We start from the raw sequence: 16,391 nt of genomic DNA, 5'->3' as shown, positions 1-16,391 counted from the left end.
CAGGCAAATCGACGCTGCATCAGCTGCATCCTGCTGCAGGAGCGGCACGAAACGTGCAACTACCCGTGGCGGCCGCCTTCCAGATAGGCGGCGCGGATTTCCGGGCGCTGCAGCAATTCGCTGCCGGTTCCGGTGAGCGTGATCAGGCCGTTGACCATGACATAGCCGCGATGGGCGAGCTTCAGCGCATGGTTGGCGTTCTGCTCGACGATCAAGACGGTGAGGCCGTCCTGCCGGTTCAGCGTTCGGATGGCGTCGAAGATCTGGCGCGCGATCAGCGGTGCGAGGCCGAGCGAGGGCTCGTCAAGCATCAGCAGGCGGGGCCGGCTCATCAGGGCGCGGCCGATCGCGAGCATCTGCTGCTCGCCGCCCGACAGCGTGCCGCCGCGTTGTGCGATGCGTTCCTTCAGGCGCGGGAACAGCGCGAACACCCGCTCCAGCCCGGCCTCGCGTTCGGCCTCGCTGCTTTCGGTGGCGTCGGCGCCCATCTGCAGGTTCTCCGCGACGCTCATGCGCGGAAAGATTCGCCGGCCCTCGGGCGATTGCGCGATGCGCAGCCGCGCGATCTCGTGGGTCGGCACGCCGGTGATGTCATTGCCGTCATATTCGATGCTGCCGGCACGGGCGCGCGGCCGGCCGAAGATCGTCATCATCAGCGTCGACTTTCCGGCGCCGTTGGCGCCGATCAGGGCCACGATCTCGCCTCGGTTGATCTCGATGTCGACGCCCTTCAGCGCCTCGATCTTGCCATACGCCGCACGCACGCCGCGCACCGCGAGCAGGGGTGTGGTAGCAGCTAGCGCGCTCACGTGCCGCTCTCCATCACGGCGATCGCCTCTTCCTCGTCGGCCCCGAGATAGGCGGCGATCACCTTGGGGTCGTCGCGGACGGTCTGCGGCGGCCCTTCGGCGATCTTGACGCCGTAGTCCATCACCACGACGTGGTCGGAGATCTCCATCACGACCGACATGTCATGCTCGATCAGGAGGATCGAAGTGCCCTGTTCGTTGCGGATCGACAGCAGCAGCTCGTTGAGCCCGCCGCTCTCGCGCGCGTTGAGGCCAGCCGCCGGTTCGTCGAGACAGAGCAGCGCCGGCTCCGTGCACATCGCGCGCGCGATCTCGAGCCGCCGCTGGTCGCCGTAGGGCAGGTTGCCCGCGGCATCGTCGGCGCGGTCGAGCAGGCCGACGCGCTTGAGCCAGGTCCGCGCCAGCTCGATGGCGCGCTGCTCGGCCTCGCGCCAGGACGGCAGGCCGAGCAGCCCGAGCACGGTCAGGCCCGAGGCGCGCATCAGCGCGTTGTGCTGGGCGACCATCAGATTCTCCAGCGCGGTCATGCCGGGAAACAGCCGGATGTTCTGGAAGGTTCGCGCCACCTTGGCCTGCTTGGAGATGCGGAAATCGTTCAGCCGCTCGAGCTGGATGGTGCGGCCGTCGTCATGGGCGAGGCGGATCGCGCCGCCGCTCGGCCGGTAGAAACCGGTGATGCAATTGAACACGGTGGTCTTGCCGGCGCCGTTCGGCCCGATCAGCGCGGTTATCTTGCGCCGCTCGGCGGCGAAGGAGAGCTCGTTGACCGCGACGATGCCGCCGAAGCGCATCATCAGGCGGTCGACGGTGAGGATGGGGTCGCCGCTCATCCGTGGCCCTCCTTGACGAGGTCGGAGGAGATCGCCTGGTTGCGCTCCAGGAACACGGTCGGCGCGCGATGGCCGATCAGCCCGCGCGGCCGCCAGATCATCAAGAGCACCATCGCCATGCCGAACACCAGCATGCGGTACTGATCGAGCCCGCGGAACAGTTCGAAGCCGCCGATCATGGTCAGTGCGGCGAGCGCAACGCCGAGCTGCGAGCCCATGCCGCCGAGCACGACGATCGCCAGCACCAGCGCCGATTCCTGGAAGGTGAAGGATTCCGGGCTGATGAAGCCCTGGCGCGTTGCGAAGAACGCGCCGGCGAAGCCGCCGAACATCGCACCGGTCGCGAACGCCGTCAGCTTGGTGGTCGTGGTGTTGATGCCGAGCGCGCGGCAGGCGACCTCGTCCTCGCGCAGCGCTTCCCAGGCGCGGCCGATCGGCAGCCGCCGCAGCCGGATCGTCACCCAGTTGGTGAGCAGCGCCATCCCCAGGATCAGATAGAACAGGAAGACGAGGCGGTGGGTCGGCGAGAACTCGATGCCGAGCTTGGCGGCGAGCCCGTCATCGCCGGGCGTCAGCGGAATGCCGAACATGGTCGGACGCGGAATCCCGGAGACGCCGTTGGGGCCGCCGGTCAGACTCTGCCAGTTGATGATGACGAGGCGGATGATCTCGCCGAATGCGAGCGTCACGATCGCGAGATAGTCGCCGCGCAGCCGCAGCACCGGGAAGCCGAGCAGCACGCCCCAGAACGCCGCCAGGATGCCGGCGAGCGGCAGGCAGACCCAGAACGACAATCCGAAATTGGTCGCAAGCAGCGCGTAGGAATAGGCGCCGACCGCATAGAAGGCGACATAGCCGAGGTCGAGCAGGCCGGCGAGCCCGACCACGACGTTCAACCCCCATCCCAGCATCACATAGGTCAGGACCAGGATCGACAGGTCGAGAATGTAGCGCTGGTTGTAGAAGATGACGGGCACGAGGAAGGTGAACACCAGCAGCGCCGGCGCCAGCCAGCGGCCGGCGAACGACATCGCCGATTGCACCGGTTTCGGCACGAGGCGGTCCTTGTCGACCGGCCCCCACCATTGCCGCAGCAGCTCGATGATGATGCTGCCGCCGAACACGGTGCCGACCAGTGCGGCGAGGTCGCCGAACCGGGTCCAGTAGATCAGGCCGCCCTGCGGTCCGGCCTCGGTGCGCACGCCGATCATCAGCGAGAACAGCACCAGCGCGACGAGGGCGCTGATCAGCGCTTTCTTGAGAATGAAGGCGCTGCCCGAGGGCTGCGCGGCGTGCGAGGGGCGGGCTGAGGTCGCGCTCACGAAGTGCCTGTCAGACTTTTTCGACTTCGGGACGGCCGAGCAGGCCGGTCGGCATGAAGATCAGCACCACGATCAGGATCGAGAACGCGGCGACGTCCTTGTACTCCACCGAGAAATAGGCCGACCAGAACGTCTCGATCAGGCCGATCGCGAGCCCGCCGAGCATTGCGCCCGGCAGCGAGCCGATGCCGCCGAGCACGGCGGCCGTGAACGCCTTGATGCCGGCGACGAAGCCCATGAAGAAATCGACCAGGCCGTAATACAGCAGGTACATCATGCCGGCGACGGCGGCGAGCGCGGCCCCGATCACGAAGGTCATCGAGATGGTGCGGTCGACGTCGACGCCGAGCAGCGCGGCCATGGTCTGGTCCTGCTCGCAGGCGCGCATGTCGCGCCCGAGCCGGGTGCGCGACACCAGCCAGGTGAACAGCGCGAGCACCACGATGGTGGCGAGCACGACCATGATCTGGATGTTGGACAGCTGCACGGCGAAGCCCTGCGAGCCTTCATGCAGCGTGTAGCCGCCGGTGATGATCGGCGGCACCGGCTTGACGCGCGCGCCCTGCGACACCTGCGAGAAGTTGGTCAGCACGAACGACATGCCGATCGCCGACAGCATCGGCGCCAGGCGGAACGAATGCCGCAGCGGCCGGTAGGCGATACGCTCGATGGTCCAGCCGTAGAGCGCGGTGATCGCCATCGAGACCAGGAGCACGATGAGCAGGATGAGCGGGATCGCGGTGAGGCCGAGCGACACCAGCACCAGGAACGAGATCAGCGCGATGAAGCCGCCGATCATGAAGATGTCGCCATGGGCGAAGTTGATCATGCCGACGATGCCGTAGACCATCGTGTAGCCGATGGCGATCAGGCCATAGATCGAACCGAGCACGAGGCCGTTGATCAGTTGCTGGGCGAAATAATCCATGCGCTGCCGTCAGGGCCTGTTCGGTTGAGAACCGAACGGGCTCTCGGTTTGATTTGGACGCGTTGTCTTCACGCGAACCGGTCTCCACTTCGCTCGAAAACGCCACGTCGCGGGTGACGCGGCGAGGGCCCCCGGCAGCCTGGTCCGTCGCGTCGCGGTATTTTCTAACAGCGGAACCCCGGCGGCGGCAACAGCATGGCAGCAGCAGAGAGGGCTTTGTACATAACTACTTTGGCGGGTGCGGTTCCGATGTCACAGGGGGCGACACCTCGTTGCCTTGCAATGATCGCGCCGGAACCCGCGTTCCCAGCGCAACTGCGGTCCCGATGCGCGCGTTGTCCCCAGCTTGATGAAACAACGAGCATCCGGAGCCCAGGTCAGAAGCGCGGGTGCCTCAGGAACCGTCCCGGCGTGAGAAGCCCGAAGCCCTCATCGGGGCAACTGAGCAGCTGCAACAAAAAGGGTCTCGCCGCGTCGCGAGGTCCCTGTCGTCAGCTCATTTGTTTGTGTCCGCTGTGGTTCATGCCAATTGATCGGCGAAGCGGCCGCGGAAGGCGTATGATCCGAAATGCGTCAATTCGCTGCGCAGGTCGAGCCAGATCTCGCCGCCGAGGTCGAGCCAGCGCCGGCAGAACGCGTAGTCTTCCGACAGATACTCGCCGGTCGTCTTGTCGATCATGCATTCGAACAGCGACACGCGGTCGAGGTCGGCGCGCACCAGGTCGCCGGTGTTCAAGTCATTGGTCTTGTGGTTGGCTCGATATTTCAGCTCCGGATGGGCATCACACATCCTGACGAGGACCGACCGCTTCAGCAGCAGGAACCCGGTCCCGGCGTAGCGGACCTTTGCGAAACCGTCGCGAGCCTGGATCTGCTCGCCCTCCCACGTCACGACATAGTCCAGCGACGATGATGCGAGGTTCTGCCGCTTGGCGTCGGCCGCCCGCTGCACCTTTGCCCAATCGATGTGCTTGAGCGGATAGGCCGCCGCCGAAACGTCGGCGCCCCTGTCCAGCAGCCGGAACACGGACTCGGGCTCGAACCCGATATCGGCATCGATGAACAGCAGATGGCTGGCGCCGGACATCAGGAATTGGTGGGCCAGTTCGTTCCGGGCGCGCACGATCAGCGATTCGTTTCCGATCAGGTTGAACTGGATGTCGATGCCCCGGGCCGTGGCCGCAGCCTGCAGCTTCAGCGCTGATAACACATAGGCCATCTTCAGGTCGCCGCCGAAGCAGGGCGTTGCGACGAAAACGCGGGTTCTTTCGGTCATTTTACCCCCTTTTGTCTCGGCTGGCGCAGAATCCCGGCCGGCCCCGATCGCATCGGTCCCGGCACAATCGCACCGCGCTTAACCTTAACAAAGGGTTTAAATTGCTGCCGGCAATCGATCGGCGTTACCTCGCAGGCTGAACCGTCGCCGGTCGATAAGGCGCGGCAAGCACGGGAAGCGGCAATGTCGAGTAACTGGCGGATCAGCTCCTTCAATGGCGCGCTGCTTGCGGTCTATTTCATTCCGGTCTGGACCATCATCGCCTTCAGCATCATGGTGTCGCCGATCCACGGCCTCTATGAGCGGCCGAGCGTGTCGATCGCACTGTATGCGAGCGACTATCTGCACCTCGGCAAGATGGCGACGGTGCGGCTGGCATGGCTGCTGGCGCTGGCGCGGATCACCGTGGTGGCGTTCTTCGCGGTCTTCCTGGCGATGGCCGCGTTCTCGCCGCTGCGTAGAAACAGCAGCGGCGCCGACGAGGCGCTTGCGGTGGCGCTCTGCCTCGGCAGCGTGCTGAGCTTCGCCAGCATGATGATGGCCTCCAGGGTCGGCGAGATCGAAGCGCTGCGGATGCACGCGTCGGAGCTTCTGATGCTGCTCGGCACCGCGATCGTGATGCTGTTCGAGCAGCCGGCGAAGCCCGTCACCAAGGCGCCTGTCGCCGAGGCCGGAGCCCCGGCGAGCGAGCTATCCCTTCAGCAGCCCTAGTTCGGCAATGATCGCACCGGCTTCCTTGACGGCGTGATTGGCCGCGGGCACGCCGCAATAGATAGCCTGTTGCAGCAGGATCTCCTTGATGTCCTCGGGCGTGAAGCCGCCCTCAGTGAGCGCGGCGCGCACGTGCAGGCGGAACTCATCCCATTGGCCGAGCGCGACCATGGTGCCGATGACGAGCACGCGGCGCGTGCGGTGATCGAAATGCGGCCGCGTCCAGATCTCACCCCACGCATAGCGCGTGATCAGATCCTGGAAGTCGGTGTTGAACGCGTTGCGGTTCTTGATCGACTTGTCGACCCATTCATTGCCGAGCACCTTGCGGCGCTGAGTCATGCCGTCGTCGCGGCGCTGGTTGTCGTCCATTGAATTCTCCTCCTCGTCATCGCGAGGAGCGAAGCGACGAAGCAATCCATGTTACGGCAGGCGGTGACATGGATTGCTTCGCTTCGCTTGCAATGACGTCCATTGCTGCTCGGGGGCTAGCGTTGCGTCAGGAAGCCGACCACGGCTTCGGTGAAGGCGTGCGACTGCTCGACATTGGAGATGTGCGCGGCATCCAGCAGCGTCATGCTGGCGCCGGGAATGCCGCTGCGGATCATCTCACCCGCCGACACCGGCGTCGCCATGTCCTGCTTGCCTGCGATCACCAGTGTCGGGCTCTTGATCCCAGGCAGCAGCGCGCGCTGGTCGAGCGTCGACAACGCTTCGCAGCAGGCGAGATAGCCTTCGACCGGAGAGGCCAGCAGCATCGCCTTCATGCGCGCCGTGGTCTCAGGCTCGCGCTCGCGGAATTCGGCGGTCAGCCAGCCCGCGATCACGGTGTCGGCGACCGCGGCGATGCCGCCTTGCTTCACCGCCTTGATGCGATTCAGCCAGTTGGTCGGATCGGGATAGTAGCAGGCGGTGTTGGCGAGGATGATCTTGCCGAATCTTTCGGGAGCGTTGGCGCCAAGCCATTGTCCGACCATGCCGCCCATCGACAGGCCGCACCAATGCACCTTCTCGATGTTGAGGTCATCGAGGATCGCGAGCACGTCGCGGCCGAACCGTTCCATCGAGTAGGGGCCGGCCGGGACGCCGGATTTGCCGTGACCACGGCGGTCGTAGCGGATGACGCGGAACATCTGCGTCAGCGCCCGCATCTGCGGCTCCCACATCTGCAAGGTGCAGCCGAGCGAATTCGACAGCATCAAGGTCGGCCCGCCGTCGCGGCCATCCACCTGGACGTTGAGCAGGCATCCGTCGGCGTTGATCATCGGCATCGTCTTGTCCCTCTCGTCATGCGCTTGCCGGGCCAAGCCCGGCAATGACATCTTCGCTATTTCTCATCCAGTGAAGCCAGCAACCGGTCGATCAGCACCTGTGAGGCGCCCTGATAGGCCATCGGCTCGAACAGTCCTGCGATCCGCTTGGTGTCGAGATGCGCGGTGACCTTGGCATCCGCCGACAGCACATCGCGCAGATGCTTCTTATCGGCGACCGCCTTCTTGCTGGCGGCCTCGATCAAGTGATGGGCGTCGCTCTTGCCGATCTTGTCGGCCAGCGCAAAGGTGACGGCTTCCGCCATGATCAGCCCTTGCGTCGCATCGAGATTGACGCGCATCCGCGCCGCATCGACCTCGAGCCCCTCGGCGAGATCGACGATCGCGGCAAGCGCACCTGAAGTCACCAGCATCAGGCTCGGCAGGGTCGGCCATTCCGCGTGCCACGGGCCGGCGCTGCGCTCATGGTCCTGCACCTGTGCGGCGAAGATCGTCGCGGCGAGATTCGGCGCCATCGTCGCGGCGCCGAGCGCGCTCGCGGCGGCGACCGGATTGCGCTTGTGCGGCATGGTGGAGGAGCCGCCGCGGCCGGCGCCGGCCGGCTCGAAGGCTTCGCCGACATCGGTCTGCATCATCAGCGAAACGTCCCGCGCGATCTTGCCGCAGCTGCCGGCGAGGATGGCGAACACGGACGCGGCCTCCGCGATGCGGTCGCGATGGGTGTGCCAGGGCGCATCGGGCAGGGGCAGGTCGAGGTCTTTCGCCAGTGCTGCGGCCACCGCTAGTCCCTTGTCCCCGAGCGCGGCGAGGGTGCCGGCGGCCCCGCCGAATTGCAGGGCCAGCGTCTCGCGGCGCAGCCGCAGCAAGCGCTGGCGCGAGCGATGCAGCGCCGCGGCATATTCGGCGAGCTTGAGGCCGAACGGCATCGGCAGCGCGTGTTGCAACCAGGTGCGCGCCACCACTGCGGTGTCGCGGTGGGCACGCGCAAGCCCGGCAAATCCGGCAATCGCGCGATCGAGATCGGCGAGCAGCGCATCGATGCCGGCGCGCAACGACAGCATGGTCGCAGTGTCGACGACGTCCTGGCTGGTTGCGCCCCAATGCACGTAGCGGGCCGCCTCGGCATCCGCTTTGGCGACGTTGGTGGTCAGGGCCTTCACAAGGGGAATCGCCAGATTGCCCGATCGCGTCGCCGCATCGGCCAACGCCGCGAGGTCGAATGATTCGGCTTTGCAGGCCGCGGCAATCGGTCCAGCGCTGGCTGCGGGAATCACGCCGCAGGCCACCTCGGCGCGGGCCAGCGCGGCCTCGAAATCCAGCATGTTCTGCAGGGTGGCGGCGTCGTCGCACACCGCGCGCATCGCCGCGCTCGACAGCATCGGCGCAAGCAGGGGGGAGAGGGCTGTGCTCATGGCGCGCGACCTAACCACTCCTGCGCGTCGCTGCCAATGCCCCTGCGCTGCCGTCACATCCGGCAAGCGGACCGCGCGATTTCGTGAACGATGCGCTCGGCTTGCTGCGGTTGCGAATATGCATCGCTCATCCTCCCAAGGTGGCCTTTCCTTTGCGCCCGGGCTGCTTTACTTGGGGGAAAAGGTTTCTTGCGATCGAGGAGGTCCCCCCATGGCCATGACAATGACCGGCGAAGTCCAGCTTGCAGCGCCGCGACAGGCTGTGTGGGACAAGCTCAACGATCCCGAGGTGTTGAAGGCCTGCATTCCCGGCTGCGAAGAGCTGGAGAAGACCGATGAGGGCGGCTTCCGCGCCACCGCCAAGATGAAGGTCGGCCCGGTCTCCGCCCGCTTCAAGGGCAAGGTCATGCTCAGCGACCTTGATCCGCCGAACGGCTACAAGATCTCGGGCGAAGGCGAGGGCGGGGTCGCCGGCTTCGCCAAGGGCGGCGCCACCGTCGGCCTTGCCGACAAGGACGGCGGCACGCTTCTGAGCTACAACGTGGAGGCGCAGATCGGCGGCAAGCTCGCCCAGCTCGGCCAGCGCCTGATCAACGGCGCCGCCAAGAAGCTGGCCGACGAATTCTTTGCAAATTTTGCAAAGGCGGTGCAGGGTTAGCCCTGCCTTCCGGCTGGACTATCTGGGTCCGGCCAAGGCTTCCCGCTATGTCCTGGATGGGTGGCTCCAAAGGTTGCCCATCGCGGGGCGCGCCCATATTATGCCGTCTGGAATGATTTTAAACCGCCTGCTTCGCCGATATGCGGCGGGGCAGATAAGAGAGTGCTGATGGCCAAGATTTCAATGATCGTGAACGGCAATCCCGTTAACGCGAATGTCGACCCCCGTACCCTTCTGGTCCAGTTCCTGCGCGAAAACCTGCGGCTGACAGGCACCCATGTCGGCTGCGACACCTCGCAGTGCGGCGCCTGCGTCGTGCACCTGGACGGCAAGGCGGTGAAGTCCTGCACGACGCTTGCGGTGATGGCCGACGGTCATGAGGTCAAGACCATCGAGGGGTTGGCCGCCGATGGCGCGCCGCTGCATCCGATGCAGGAGGCCTTCCGCGAGCATCATGGCCTGCAGTGCGGCTTTTGCACGCCGGGCATGATCATGACCGCCGTCGACCTGGTCCATCGCAAGGGCCACGACCTCTCCGACGAGGTGATCCGTGAGGAGCTGGAAGGCAATCTGTGCCGCTGCACCGGCTACCAGAACATCGTCGCCTCGATCGCCGCCGGCGCCAAGGCGATGGCCAAGTCGGATTTGGCCTGACAAGCCGGATCCCGCTTAATCAGCAATTCGTCGCGACTGCGATCAGGACATTCCCAGGAATTTCGCCAATGTACGAATTCAAATATCATCGCCCCGGCACCGTGCGGCAGGCCGCCAACCTCCTGGTGAAGAACGAGGACGCGAAGCTGATCGCCGGCGGTCACACGCTGGTGCCTGTCATGAAGCAGCGGCTCGCAAGCCCGCCGCATCTGGTCGACCTCTCCCATATCGAAGGTCTCGACACGATCGAGATGAAGGGCCGCTCGCTGGTGATCGGCGCCACCGCCAAGCACGCCGAAGTGGCGAACTCCGCGATCGTTGGCGAAGCGATCCCGGCGCTCGCCGAACTCGCAGGCATGATCGGCGATCCCGCGGTGCGCCATCGCGGCACCATCGGCGGCTCGCTCGCCAACAACGATCCGACCGCCGACTACCCGGCCGCGGTGCTGGCGCTGGGCGCGACCATCGTCACCAACAAGCGTCGCCTGAAAGCCGAGGAGTATTTCCAGGGCTTGTTCTCGACCGCGCTGGAGGCCGACGAGATCATCACCAAGGTGATGTTCCCGCTGCCGAAGAAGGCGGCCTACATCAAGTTCCGCAACCAGGCCTCGCGCTACGCGTTGGTCGGTGTGTTCGTGGCCAAGCGTCCGTCCGACGTCCGCGTCGCGGTCACGGGTGCGGGCTCCGACGGCGTGTTCCGCGCCACCGCGTTCGAGGAGGCCTTGAAGAAGCGCTTCTCGCACAAGGTGCTCGACGGCATCGCGGTTCCCGCCGAAGGGCTGAACAGCGACCTGCACGGCAGTGCGGAATACCGCGCCCACCTGATCGGCGTTTTGACGCGCCGGGCGGTGGAAGCCGCCAATGCCAAGGGCTAAATCCAAGGACTAGATCCAAGGGACTAGATCGGAACTGGATCCCAGGGACTAGATTTCACGCGTGACCTCGCTGACCCCCGTTCGAAGACTGGCTGTTCCATGAGTGCATCGGCGTTACCCACTTCCGTCGATGCGCTCGAGGAGCTCTTGACCTCGCGCGGCTATCTGGCCGAGCGGTCGCTAGCGACCGTCACCTATCTCGCGCTGCGCATGGGCCGGCCGCTGTTCCTCGAAGGTGAGGCCGGCGTCGGCAAGACCGAGATCGCCAAGGTGCTGTCGGCGGCGCTCGGGCGCAAGCTGATCCGCCTGCAATGCTATGAGGGCCTCGACGTCGCTTCCGCCGTCTATGAGTGGAGCAGCGCGGCGCAGATGATCGCGATCCGCCTCGCTGAAGCCTCCGGCGATACCGATCGCGACCAGCTCGCGAGCGACATCTTCGCCGAGCGCTTCCTGATCAAGCGGCCGCTGTTGCAGGCGCTCGAGCCGGATGTCGCGGGGCCGCCGGTGCTCTTGATCGACGAGCTCGACCGCGCCGACGAGGCGTTCGAGGCCTATCTCTTGGAAATCCTCAGCGACTTCCAGGTCACCATTCCCGAGCTCGGCACCGTGAAGGCGCCGGCGCCGCCGATCGTGATCATCACCTCGAATCGCACCCGCGAGATCCACGACGCGCTGAAGCGGCGCTGCCTCTATCACTGGGTGGATTATCCCACAGCCGAGCGAGAGCTCGCGATCGTCAAATCGCGGGTGCCGAACATCTCCGCCAAGCTGTCGCAGCAGGTCGTCCGCTTCGTGCAGGCGCTGCGCAACCAGGACTTCTACAAGTCGCCGGGCGTTGCCGAGACCATCGACTGGGCCACCGCACTGTCCGAGCTCGACGCCCGCTCGCTGACGCCGCAGGTGGTCGGCGACACGCTGGGCGCGCTGCTGAAATACCAGGACGACATCGCGCGCATGCAGGGCGATGCGTTGCAGAAGACATTGAAGGAAGCGACGAGCGACTAGCCGTCATTCCGGGGCGCGCACAGCGCGAGCCGGAATCCATCGGGCCGCCTTGACGCTGAACAATGGATTCCGGGCTCTCGCTTCGCGATCCCCGGAATGACGGGAGTGGATAGCTCGATGCCGATCAACCACCTCAATCCCCCGACCGGCCACATGGCCGACAATGTGATCGGCTTTGCCCGCGCGCTGCGGGCGGCGGGGTTGCCGGTCGGGCCGGGCTCGGTGATCGATGCGCTCAATGCGTTGCAGTTGATCGAGGTCGGCAACCGCTCCGATTTCTACGCCACGCTGGAGGCGATCTTCGTCAAGCGCCATGAGCACGCGCTGATCTTCCACCAGGCCTTCATGCTGTTCTTCCGAGCCGCTGAGGAGTGGAAGAGCATGCTGGATTCGGTGCCGCTGCCCGACCACGCCAGGAAGAAGCCGCCGCCGGCCTCGCGCCGGGTCCAGGAGGCGATGGCGCAGCCGGCGAAAACCGAGGAGCGGCCGCAGGCCCAGGAGCAGGAGCTGAAGCTATCGGTCTCCGACAAGGAGGTGCTGCAGAAGAAGGATTTCGCGCAGATGACCGCGGCCGAGATCGCCGAGGTGACGCGCGAGATCGCCAAGATGCGGTTGCCGCAGGCCGAGCTCGTCACCCGCCGTTACCAGCCGAACGCGCGCGGCCTGCGGCTCGACATGCGCCGGACCGTGCGCAATTCGCTGCGCACCGGCGGTGAGATCATCGATATCAGGAAGCTCGGTCGGATCGAGAAGCCGGCGCCGATCGTGGCGCTGCTCGATATCTCCGGCTCGATGAGCGAGTACACCCGGCTGTTCCTGCACTTCCTGCATGCCATCACCGACGCCCGCAAGCGGGTCTCGGTGTTCCTGTTCGGCACCCGCCTGACCAATGTGACGCGCGCGTTACGGGCGCGTGACCCCGACGAGGCGCTGGCGAGCTGCTCGTCCTCGGTCGAGGACTGGGCCGGCGGGACCCGGATCGCGACCTCGCTGCACACCTTCAACCAGCTCTGGGCCCGCCGGGTGCTAGGGCAGGGCGCCATCGTCCTCCTTATATCCGATGGACTAGAACGGGAGGCGGATGCCAAACTGGCCTTCGAAATGGACCGTTTGCACCGCTCCTGCCGCCGCCTGATCTGGCTCAACCCGCTGCTGCGCTATTCCGGCTTCGAGGCCAAGGCGCAGGGCATCAAAATGATGCTGCCCCACGTTGACGAATTTCGCCCGGTGCATAACTTGACGTCCATCAAGGGCTTGATCGGGGCGCTGTCATCCCCGCCGCCGGCGCACCACCGCAGTTTGATCCGTTCCGTAGCCTAGAAGCCTGACCCGATAGCAGGAGGCCACCATGCTCAACCGCGACGAAGACATCCTTCAGGCCGCCGAGACCTGGCAGAAGCAGGGCCATGGCGTGGCGCTCGCTACCGTGGTCGAGACCTGGGGCTCGGCGCCGCGCCCGGCCGGCTCCAGCCTCGTCATCAATGACGACGGCACGTTTCTGGGCTCGGTCTCCGGCGGCTGCGTCGAGGGCGCCGTCGTCACCGAGGCGCTCGACGTGATCGCGAGCGGCCAGCCCAAGATGCTCGAATTCGGCGTCGCCGACGAGACCGCCTGGAATGTCGGCTTGTCCTGCGGCGGCACCATCCGCGTCTTCGTCGAGAAGGTCGGTTAGCCGTGAAACTCGAGATATTGAAAGAGCTCAATGCCGAGCGTGCTGCGCGCCGTCCGGTCATCATCGTCACCGACACCGCCAATGGCGATCAACGCCTGGTCAAAGCCGCGGACATCGCCGGCGATCCGTTGCGCGCCGAACTGTCGAAGCAGCTGCGGATAGGCAAGAGCGGCAATGTCGAGGTTGCGGGCAAGAAGCTGTTCCTCAACGTCTACGCGCCGACCGCAAAGCTCGTGATCATCGGCGCGGTCCATATCAGCCAGGCCCTGGCGCCGCTGGCGCGGTCGCTCGACTATGACGTCACGGTGGTCGATCCGCGCACGGCGTTTGCAAGCCCCGAGCGTTTCCCCGACGTGCCGCTGGTCGCCGAATGGCCCGACGTCGCGCTGCCGCCGCTCAACGTCGATCACTACACAGCGTTCGTCGCGGTGACGCACGATCCGAAGATCGACGATCCGGCGCTGCTGCACGCCTTCGACCGCGAGTGCTTCTATATCGGCGCGCTCGGCTCGCGCAAAACCCACGCCAAGCGCGCCGAGCGCTTGCGCGCGCAGGGCGCCAAGGACAGCGACATCGCGCGCATCCACGCGCCGATCGGGCTCGACATCGGCGCGGTGTCGCCGTCGGAGATCGCGGTATCGATCATGGCCGAGATCACCGCGCAGCTGCGTCTGCCTCCCAAGGAAAAAGAAGAAGCGGCATGAAGTTCGGTCCCGCCAGTCTGGCCGACGCGATTGGCGGCGTCACCGTGCATACGCTCCGCCAGGGCGCGCTGGTGCTCAAGAAGGGCACCACCATCGGCCCGGATGAAGTCGAGGCGCTGACCAGGGCCGGCGTCAAGGACGTCGTCGTGGTGCGTCTGGAGGACGGCGACGTCTCGGAAGACGTCGCGGCCGCCAGCATCGCACAGGCGGTGGCGGGCGAGGGCGTCAATGTCGAGCGCGCCTTCACCGGCCGCGCCAATCTGTTCGCGGCGCGCCCCGGGGTGCTGGTGGTCGACCGCGCCGCGGTCGATCGGATCAACGGCGTCGACGAGGCGATCACCTTCGCGACGCTCGCGGCCTACAAGCCGGTGGTCGAAGGCGAGATGATCGCAACCGTCAAGCTGATCCCGTTCGGTGTCGAGGGGCGCTTGCGCGATGCCGCCGTCGCGGTGGCGGGCCGCGACACGCTGCGGATCGCGCCCTATGTGATCAAGAAGGTCGGCGTGGTCTCGACCTTGCTGCCGGGCCTCGCACCGAAGGTGATCGACAAGACGCTGCGCGTCACCGCCGAGCGTCTCGCGCCGGCCGGCGCCACCATCATCGCCGAACGCCGCGTGCCGCATGACGAGACCGTGCTCGCCGCCTCGATCAAGGAATTGCTCGGGCTCGGCGCCGAGCTCGTCATCGTGTTCGGCGCATCCGCAATCGCCGACCGCCGTGACGTGATCCCGGCCGCGATCACCGAGATCGGCGGCGCCGTCGAGCATTTCGGCATGCCGGTCGATCCCGGCAATCTGCTCTTGATCGGCAGCGCCGGCGGCGTGCCGGTGCTGGGCGCGCCGGGCTGCGCGCGCTCGCCGGTCGAGAACGGCTTCGACTGGGTGCTGATGCGGCTGCTCGCCGGCATCAAGGTGACGCGGTCGGATCTCACCGGCATGGGTGTCGGCGGTCTTCTGATGGAGATCGTGACGCGGCCGCAGCCGCGCACCGTGCCGGACACCGAAGGCAACCGCAACGTCGCGGCGATCGTGCTCGCCGCCGGCCGCTCGACCCGGATGGGCGGCCCCAACAAGCTGCTCGCCGAGCTCGACGGCAAGAAGCTCGCGCGCATCGTCGCCGAGCAGGCGCTGGCCTCGAAGGCCTCGGAGGTGATCGTCGTCACCGGGCATCAGGCCGACCTGGTCGAGCAGGCGCTCGATGGACTCAAGGTCAAGTTCGTGCGCAATCCGGATTTCGCTGGCGGTATTGCGAGCTCCGTGAAGGCGGGTATCTCCGCGGTGTCAGACCGCGCCGACGGCGCGATCGTCTGCCTCGGCGACATGCCGCTGATCGATGCCACGCTGATCGATCGCTTGATCGAGACCTTCGCGCCCGACCGCGGCCATCTGATCGCGGTCCCCGTCAGCGAGGGCCGCCGCGGCAATCCGGTGCTGTGGTCGCGCCGCTTCTTCAAGGAGCTGATGACGCTCGACGGCGACATCGGCGCCCGCCACCTGATCGCCAAGCACGCCGAAGTGGTCGCGGAGGTCCCGGTCGAAGGCAACAGCGCCTTCCTCGACATCGACACGCCGCAGGCGCTGGAAGCGGCAAGGCGAGGCTGAACTATCAGCCGTCGTCCCGGCGAAGGCCGGGACCCATTGCCACCGAAAGCGATTGTTGCACGACGTTGTAGCCGCAGCCTCTTTCAATAACTCAACCCTGTGGTTATGGGTCCCGGCCCCCGTGCGCAATTGCGCACTAGGCCGGGACGACGCGTGGATAGAGCTTCGTCGCGCCCTCAACCCGTCATTCACCATCTGGCAACGACCCCCGCGTACAGTCCGCGCCGGACTTTGGGGGATTTCCGCTTGATCATTTCGACCGCCGCCGCGCAGCGCCGCGCGCTGACGATACTTGTCCTGACATTGCTGCTGGGTGCCGCGCGTTTCTCCGTGGAGACCTTCGTGCCCAAAGCGCACGCGGCCGGTGCGTTCGCGGTCGGCAAGTGCGGCGCCTATGGCCAGGCCTACGACTATTCGGCCGAAGGCGCGGCGCGCGCCGCGGCGCTCAAGCAGTGCAAGGGCGATTGCACCACCGTCACCATGAAGCGCGCCTGCGCCGCGCTCTCGATCGATATGAAGAATCCCTGCGGCGCCCATGGTTATGCGGTGGCGCCCAGGATCTCGAGCTCGCTCAATGCCGCGACCAAGAAGTGCTACGAGTTTGGCGGCAAGGAATGCGTGATCCGCGCCTGGGCCTGCGACGCCAAGGGCTAGCGCGGGCTA

The 16,391-nt window shown here is 66.0% G+C and carries 18 protein-coding genes; 10 read left to right on the top strand and 8 right to left on the bottom strand.

The window, feature by feature from the left end:
• Nucleotides 1-59 precede the first annotated feature (59 nt).
• The 5 genes from JQ507_21080 to JQ507_21060 all read right to left on the bottom strand — a co-directional run bounded on the left by JQ507_21080 (nucleotide 60) and on the right by JQ507_21060 (nucleotide 5,165).
• Nucleotides 60-809: an ABC transporter ATP-binding protein gene (locus tag JQ507_21080; GenBank protein ID QRI67466.1), complete on the bottom strand. Its 750-nt coding sequence runs from the start codon at nucleotides 807-809 to the stop codon at nucleotides 60-62.
• Nucleotides 806-1,639 carry an ABC transporter ATP-binding protein gene (locus JQ507_21075; protein ID QRI67465.1) on the bottom strand — a complete coding sequence of 278 codons (834 nt, stop codon included), beginning with the start codon at nucleotides 1,637-1,639 and terminating at the stop codon, nucleotides 806-808. Before JQ507_21075 ends, JQ507_21080 begins: the two co-directional genes overlap by 4 nt.
• Nucleotides 1,636-2,904 carry a high-affinity branched-chain amino acid ABC transporter permease LivM gene (gene livM, locus JQ507_21070; GenBank protein QRI73445.1) on the bottom strand — a complete coding sequence of 423 codons (1,269 nt, stop codon included), beginning with the start codon at nucleotides 2,902-2,904 and terminating at the stop codon, nucleotides 1,636-1,638. The genes JQ507_21075 and livM overlap by 4 nt, the downstream gene beginning before the upstream one ends.
• Nucleotides 2,905-2,971: 67 nt before the next feature.
• On the bottom strand, nucleotides 2,972-3,889 hold the full coding sequence (locus JQ507_21065) for a branched-chain amino acid ABC transporter permease (GenBank protein ID QRI67464.1): 918 nt from the start codon (nucleotides 3,887-3,889) through the stop codon (nucleotides 2,972-2,974).
• A gap of 520 nt (nucleotides 3,890-4,409) precedes the next feature.
• Complete coding sequence (locus JQ507_21060) at nucleotides 4,410-5,165, bottom strand: hypothetical protein (GenBank protein ID QRI67463.1); 756 nt, start codon at nucleotides 5,163-5,165, stop codon at nucleotides 4,410-4,412.
• Between the two features lie 183 nt (nucleotides 5,166-5,348).
• Here JQ507_21060 and JQ507_21055 point away from each other — a divergent pair, with 183 nt between their 5' ends.
• Nucleotides 5,349-5,876, top strand: coding sequence for a hypothetical protein (locus tag JQ507_21055; GenBank protein QRI67462.1), 528 nt, complete (start codon nucleotides 5,349-5,351; stop codon nucleotides 5,874-5,876).
• Here the strand turns inward: JQ507_21055 and JQ507_21050 are convergent.
• The 3 genes from JQ507_21050 to JQ507_21040 form a co-directional block, all read right to left on the bottom strand.
• Nucleotides 5,856-6,248: a carboxymuconolactone decarboxylase family protein gene (locus JQ507_21050; GenBank protein QRI67461.1), complete on the bottom strand. Its 393-nt coding sequence runs from the start codon at nucleotides 6,246-6,248 to the stop codon at nucleotides 5,856-5,858. The two genes, JQ507_21055 and JQ507_21050, sit on opposite strands and share 21 nt — an antisense overlap.
• A 116-nt stretch (nucleotides 6,249-6,364) precedes the next feature.
• Nucleotides 6,365-7,147 (bottom strand): 3-oxoadipate enol-lactonase, encoded by a 783-nt coding sequence (pcaD, locus tag JQ507_21045; GenBank protein QRI67460.1) that lies wholly within the window; start codon nucleotides 7,145-7,147, stop codon nucleotides 6,365-6,367.
• Between the two features lie 56 nt (nucleotides 7,148-7,203).
• Nucleotides 7,204-8,559, bottom strand: coding sequence for a 3-carboxy-cis,cis-muconate cycloisomerase (locus JQ507_21040; GenBank protein QRI67459.1), 1,356 nt, complete (start codon nucleotides 8,557-8,559; stop codon nucleotides 7,204-7,206).
• A gap of 211 nt (nucleotides 8,560-8,770) precedes the next feature.
• Here JQ507_21040 and JQ507_21035 point away from each other — a divergent pair, with 211 nt between their 5' ends.
• The 9 genes from JQ507_21035 (at nucleotide 8,771) to JQ507_20995 (ending at nucleotide 16,382) form a co-directional block, all read left to right on the top strand.
• Nucleotides 8,771-9,217, top strand: coding sequence for a carbon monoxide dehydrogenase subunit G (locus JQ507_21035; GenBank protein QRI67458.1), 447 nt, complete (start codon nucleotides 8,771-8,773; stop codon nucleotides 9,215-9,217).
• Nucleotides 9,218-9,385: 168 nt separating this feature from the next.
• Nucleotides 9,386-9,871 carry a (2Fe-2S)-binding protein gene (locus JQ507_21030; protein QRI67457.1) on the top strand — a complete coding sequence of 162 codons (486 nt, stop codon included), beginning with the start codon at nucleotides 9,386-9,388 and terminating at the stop codon, nucleotides 9,869-9,871.
• A gap of 68 nt (nucleotides 9,872-9,939) precedes the next feature.
• Complete coding sequence (locus JQ507_21025; GenBank protein ID QRI67456.1) at nucleotides 9,940-10,746, top strand: xanthine dehydrogenase family protein subunit M; 807 nt, start codon at nucleotides 9,940-9,942, stop codon at nucleotides 10,744-10,746.
• A 99-nt stretch (nucleotides 10,747-10,845) separates the two neighbouring features.
• The gene (locus JQ507_21020) at nucleotides 10,846-11,751 is read left to right on the top strand and encodes a MoxR family ATPase (protein ID QRI67455.1); all 906 of its coding nucleotides are present in this window, start codon (nucleotides 10,846-10,848) and stop codon (nucleotides 11,749-11,751) included.
• 117 nt (nucleotides 11,752-11,868) lie between these two features.
• On the top strand, nucleotides 11,869-13,071 hold the full coding sequence (locus JQ507_21015; GenBank protein QRI67454.1) for a VWA domain-containing protein: 1,203 nt from the start codon (nucleotides 11,869-11,871) through the stop codon (nucleotides 13,069-13,071).
• Nucleotides 13,072-13,099: 28 nt separating this feature from the next.
• Nucleotides 13,100-13,423: an XdhC family protein gene (locus JQ507_21010; protein ID QRI67453.1), complete on the top strand. Its 324-nt coding sequence runs from the start codon at nucleotides 13,100-13,102 to the stop codon at nucleotides 13,421-13,423.
• A gap of 2 nt (nucleotides 13,424-13,425) precedes the next feature.
• Nucleotides 13,426-14,127: an XdhC family protein gene (locus tag JQ507_21005; GenBank protein ID QRI67452.1), complete on the top strand. Its 702-nt coding sequence runs from the start codon at nucleotides 13,426-13,428 to the stop codon at nucleotides 14,125-14,127.
• Entirely contained in the window at nucleotides 14,124-15,728 is a 1,605-nt protein-coding gene (locus JQ507_21000; protein QRI67451.1) for a molybdopterin-binding/glycosyltransferase family 2 protein, read from the top strand. The genes JQ507_21005 and JQ507_21000 overlap by 4 nt, the downstream gene beginning before the upstream one ends.
• Before the next feature lie 246 nt (nucleotides 15,729-15,974).
• The gene (locus tag JQ507_20995) at nucleotides 15,975-16,382 is read left to right on the top strand and encodes a DUF4189 domain-containing protein (protein QRI67450.1); all 408 of its coding nucleotides are present in this window, start codon (nucleotides 15,975-15,977) and stop codon (nucleotides 16,380-16,382) included.
• Nucleotides 16,383-16,391: the final 9 nt, after the last annotated feature.

This window comes from Bradyrhizobium sp. PSBB068 (assembly GCA_016839165.1).
GTDB lineage: Bacteria > Pseudomonadota > Alphaproteobacteria > Rhizobiales > Xanthobacteraceae > Bradyrhizobium.
Note: the sequence above shows the minus strand (reverse complement) of the source record. Positions and strands in the feature narration are given on the sequence as shown.

Excerpts from the sequence above, each read along its gene's own strand:
- JQ507_21000 (QRI67451.1), top strand. The coding sequence starts at position 14,124 with ATGAAGTTCGGTCCCGCCAGTCTGGCCGACGCGATTGGCGGCGTCACC.
- pcaD (QRI67460.1), bottom strand. The coding sequence starts at position 7,147 with ATGCCGATGATCAACGCCGACGGATGCCTGCTCAACGTCCAGGTGGAT.
- JQ507_21035 (QRI67458.1), top strand. The coding sequence starts at position 8,771 with ATGGCCATGACAATGACCGGCGAAGTCCAGCTTGCAGCGCCGCGACAG.
- JQ507_21025 (QRI67456.1), top strand. The coding sequence starts at position 9,940 with ATGTACGAATTCAAATATCATCGCCCCGGCACCGTGCGGCAGGCCGCC.
- JQ507_21010 (QRI67453.1), top strand. The coding sequence starts at position 13,100 with ATGCTCAACCGCGACGAAGACATCCTTCAGGCCGCCGAGACCTGGCAG.
- JQ507_21060 (QRI67463.1), bottom strand. The coding sequence starts at position 5,165 with ATGACCGAAAGAACCCGCGTTTTCGTCGCAACGCCCTGCTTCGGCGGC.
- JQ507_21075 (QRI67465.1), bottom strand. The coding sequence starts at position 1,639 with ATGAGCGGCGACCCCATCCTCACCGTCGACCGCCTGATGATGCGCTTC.
- JQ507_21020 (QRI67455.1), top strand. The coding sequence starts at position 10,846 with ATGAGTGCATCGGCGTTACCCACTTCCGTCGATGCGCTCGAGGAGCTC.
- JQ507_21030 (QRI67457.1), top strand. The coding sequence starts at position 9,386 with ATGGCCAAGATTTCAATGATCGTGAACGGCAATCCCGTTAACGCGAAT.
- JQ507_21015 (QRI67454.1), top strand. The coding sequence starts at position 11,869 with ATGCCGATCAACCACCTCAATCCCCCGACCGGCCACATGGCCGACAAT.
- JQ507_21040 (QRI67459.1), bottom strand. The coding sequence starts at position 8,559 with ATGAGCACAGCCCTCTCCCCCCTGCTTGCGCCGATGCTGTCGAGCGCG.
- JQ507_21050 (QRI67461.1), bottom strand. The coding sequence starts at position 6,248 with ATGGACGACAACCAGCGCCGCGACGACGGCATGACTCAGCGCCGCAAG.
- JQ507_21055 (QRI67462.1), top strand. The coding sequence starts at position 5,349 with ATGTCGAGTAACTGGCGGATCAGCTCCTTCAATGGCGCGCTGCTTGCG.
- JQ507_21065 (QRI67464.1), bottom strand. The coding sequence starts at position 3,889 with ATGGATTATTTCGCCCAGCAACTGATCAACGGCCTCGTGCTCGGTTCG.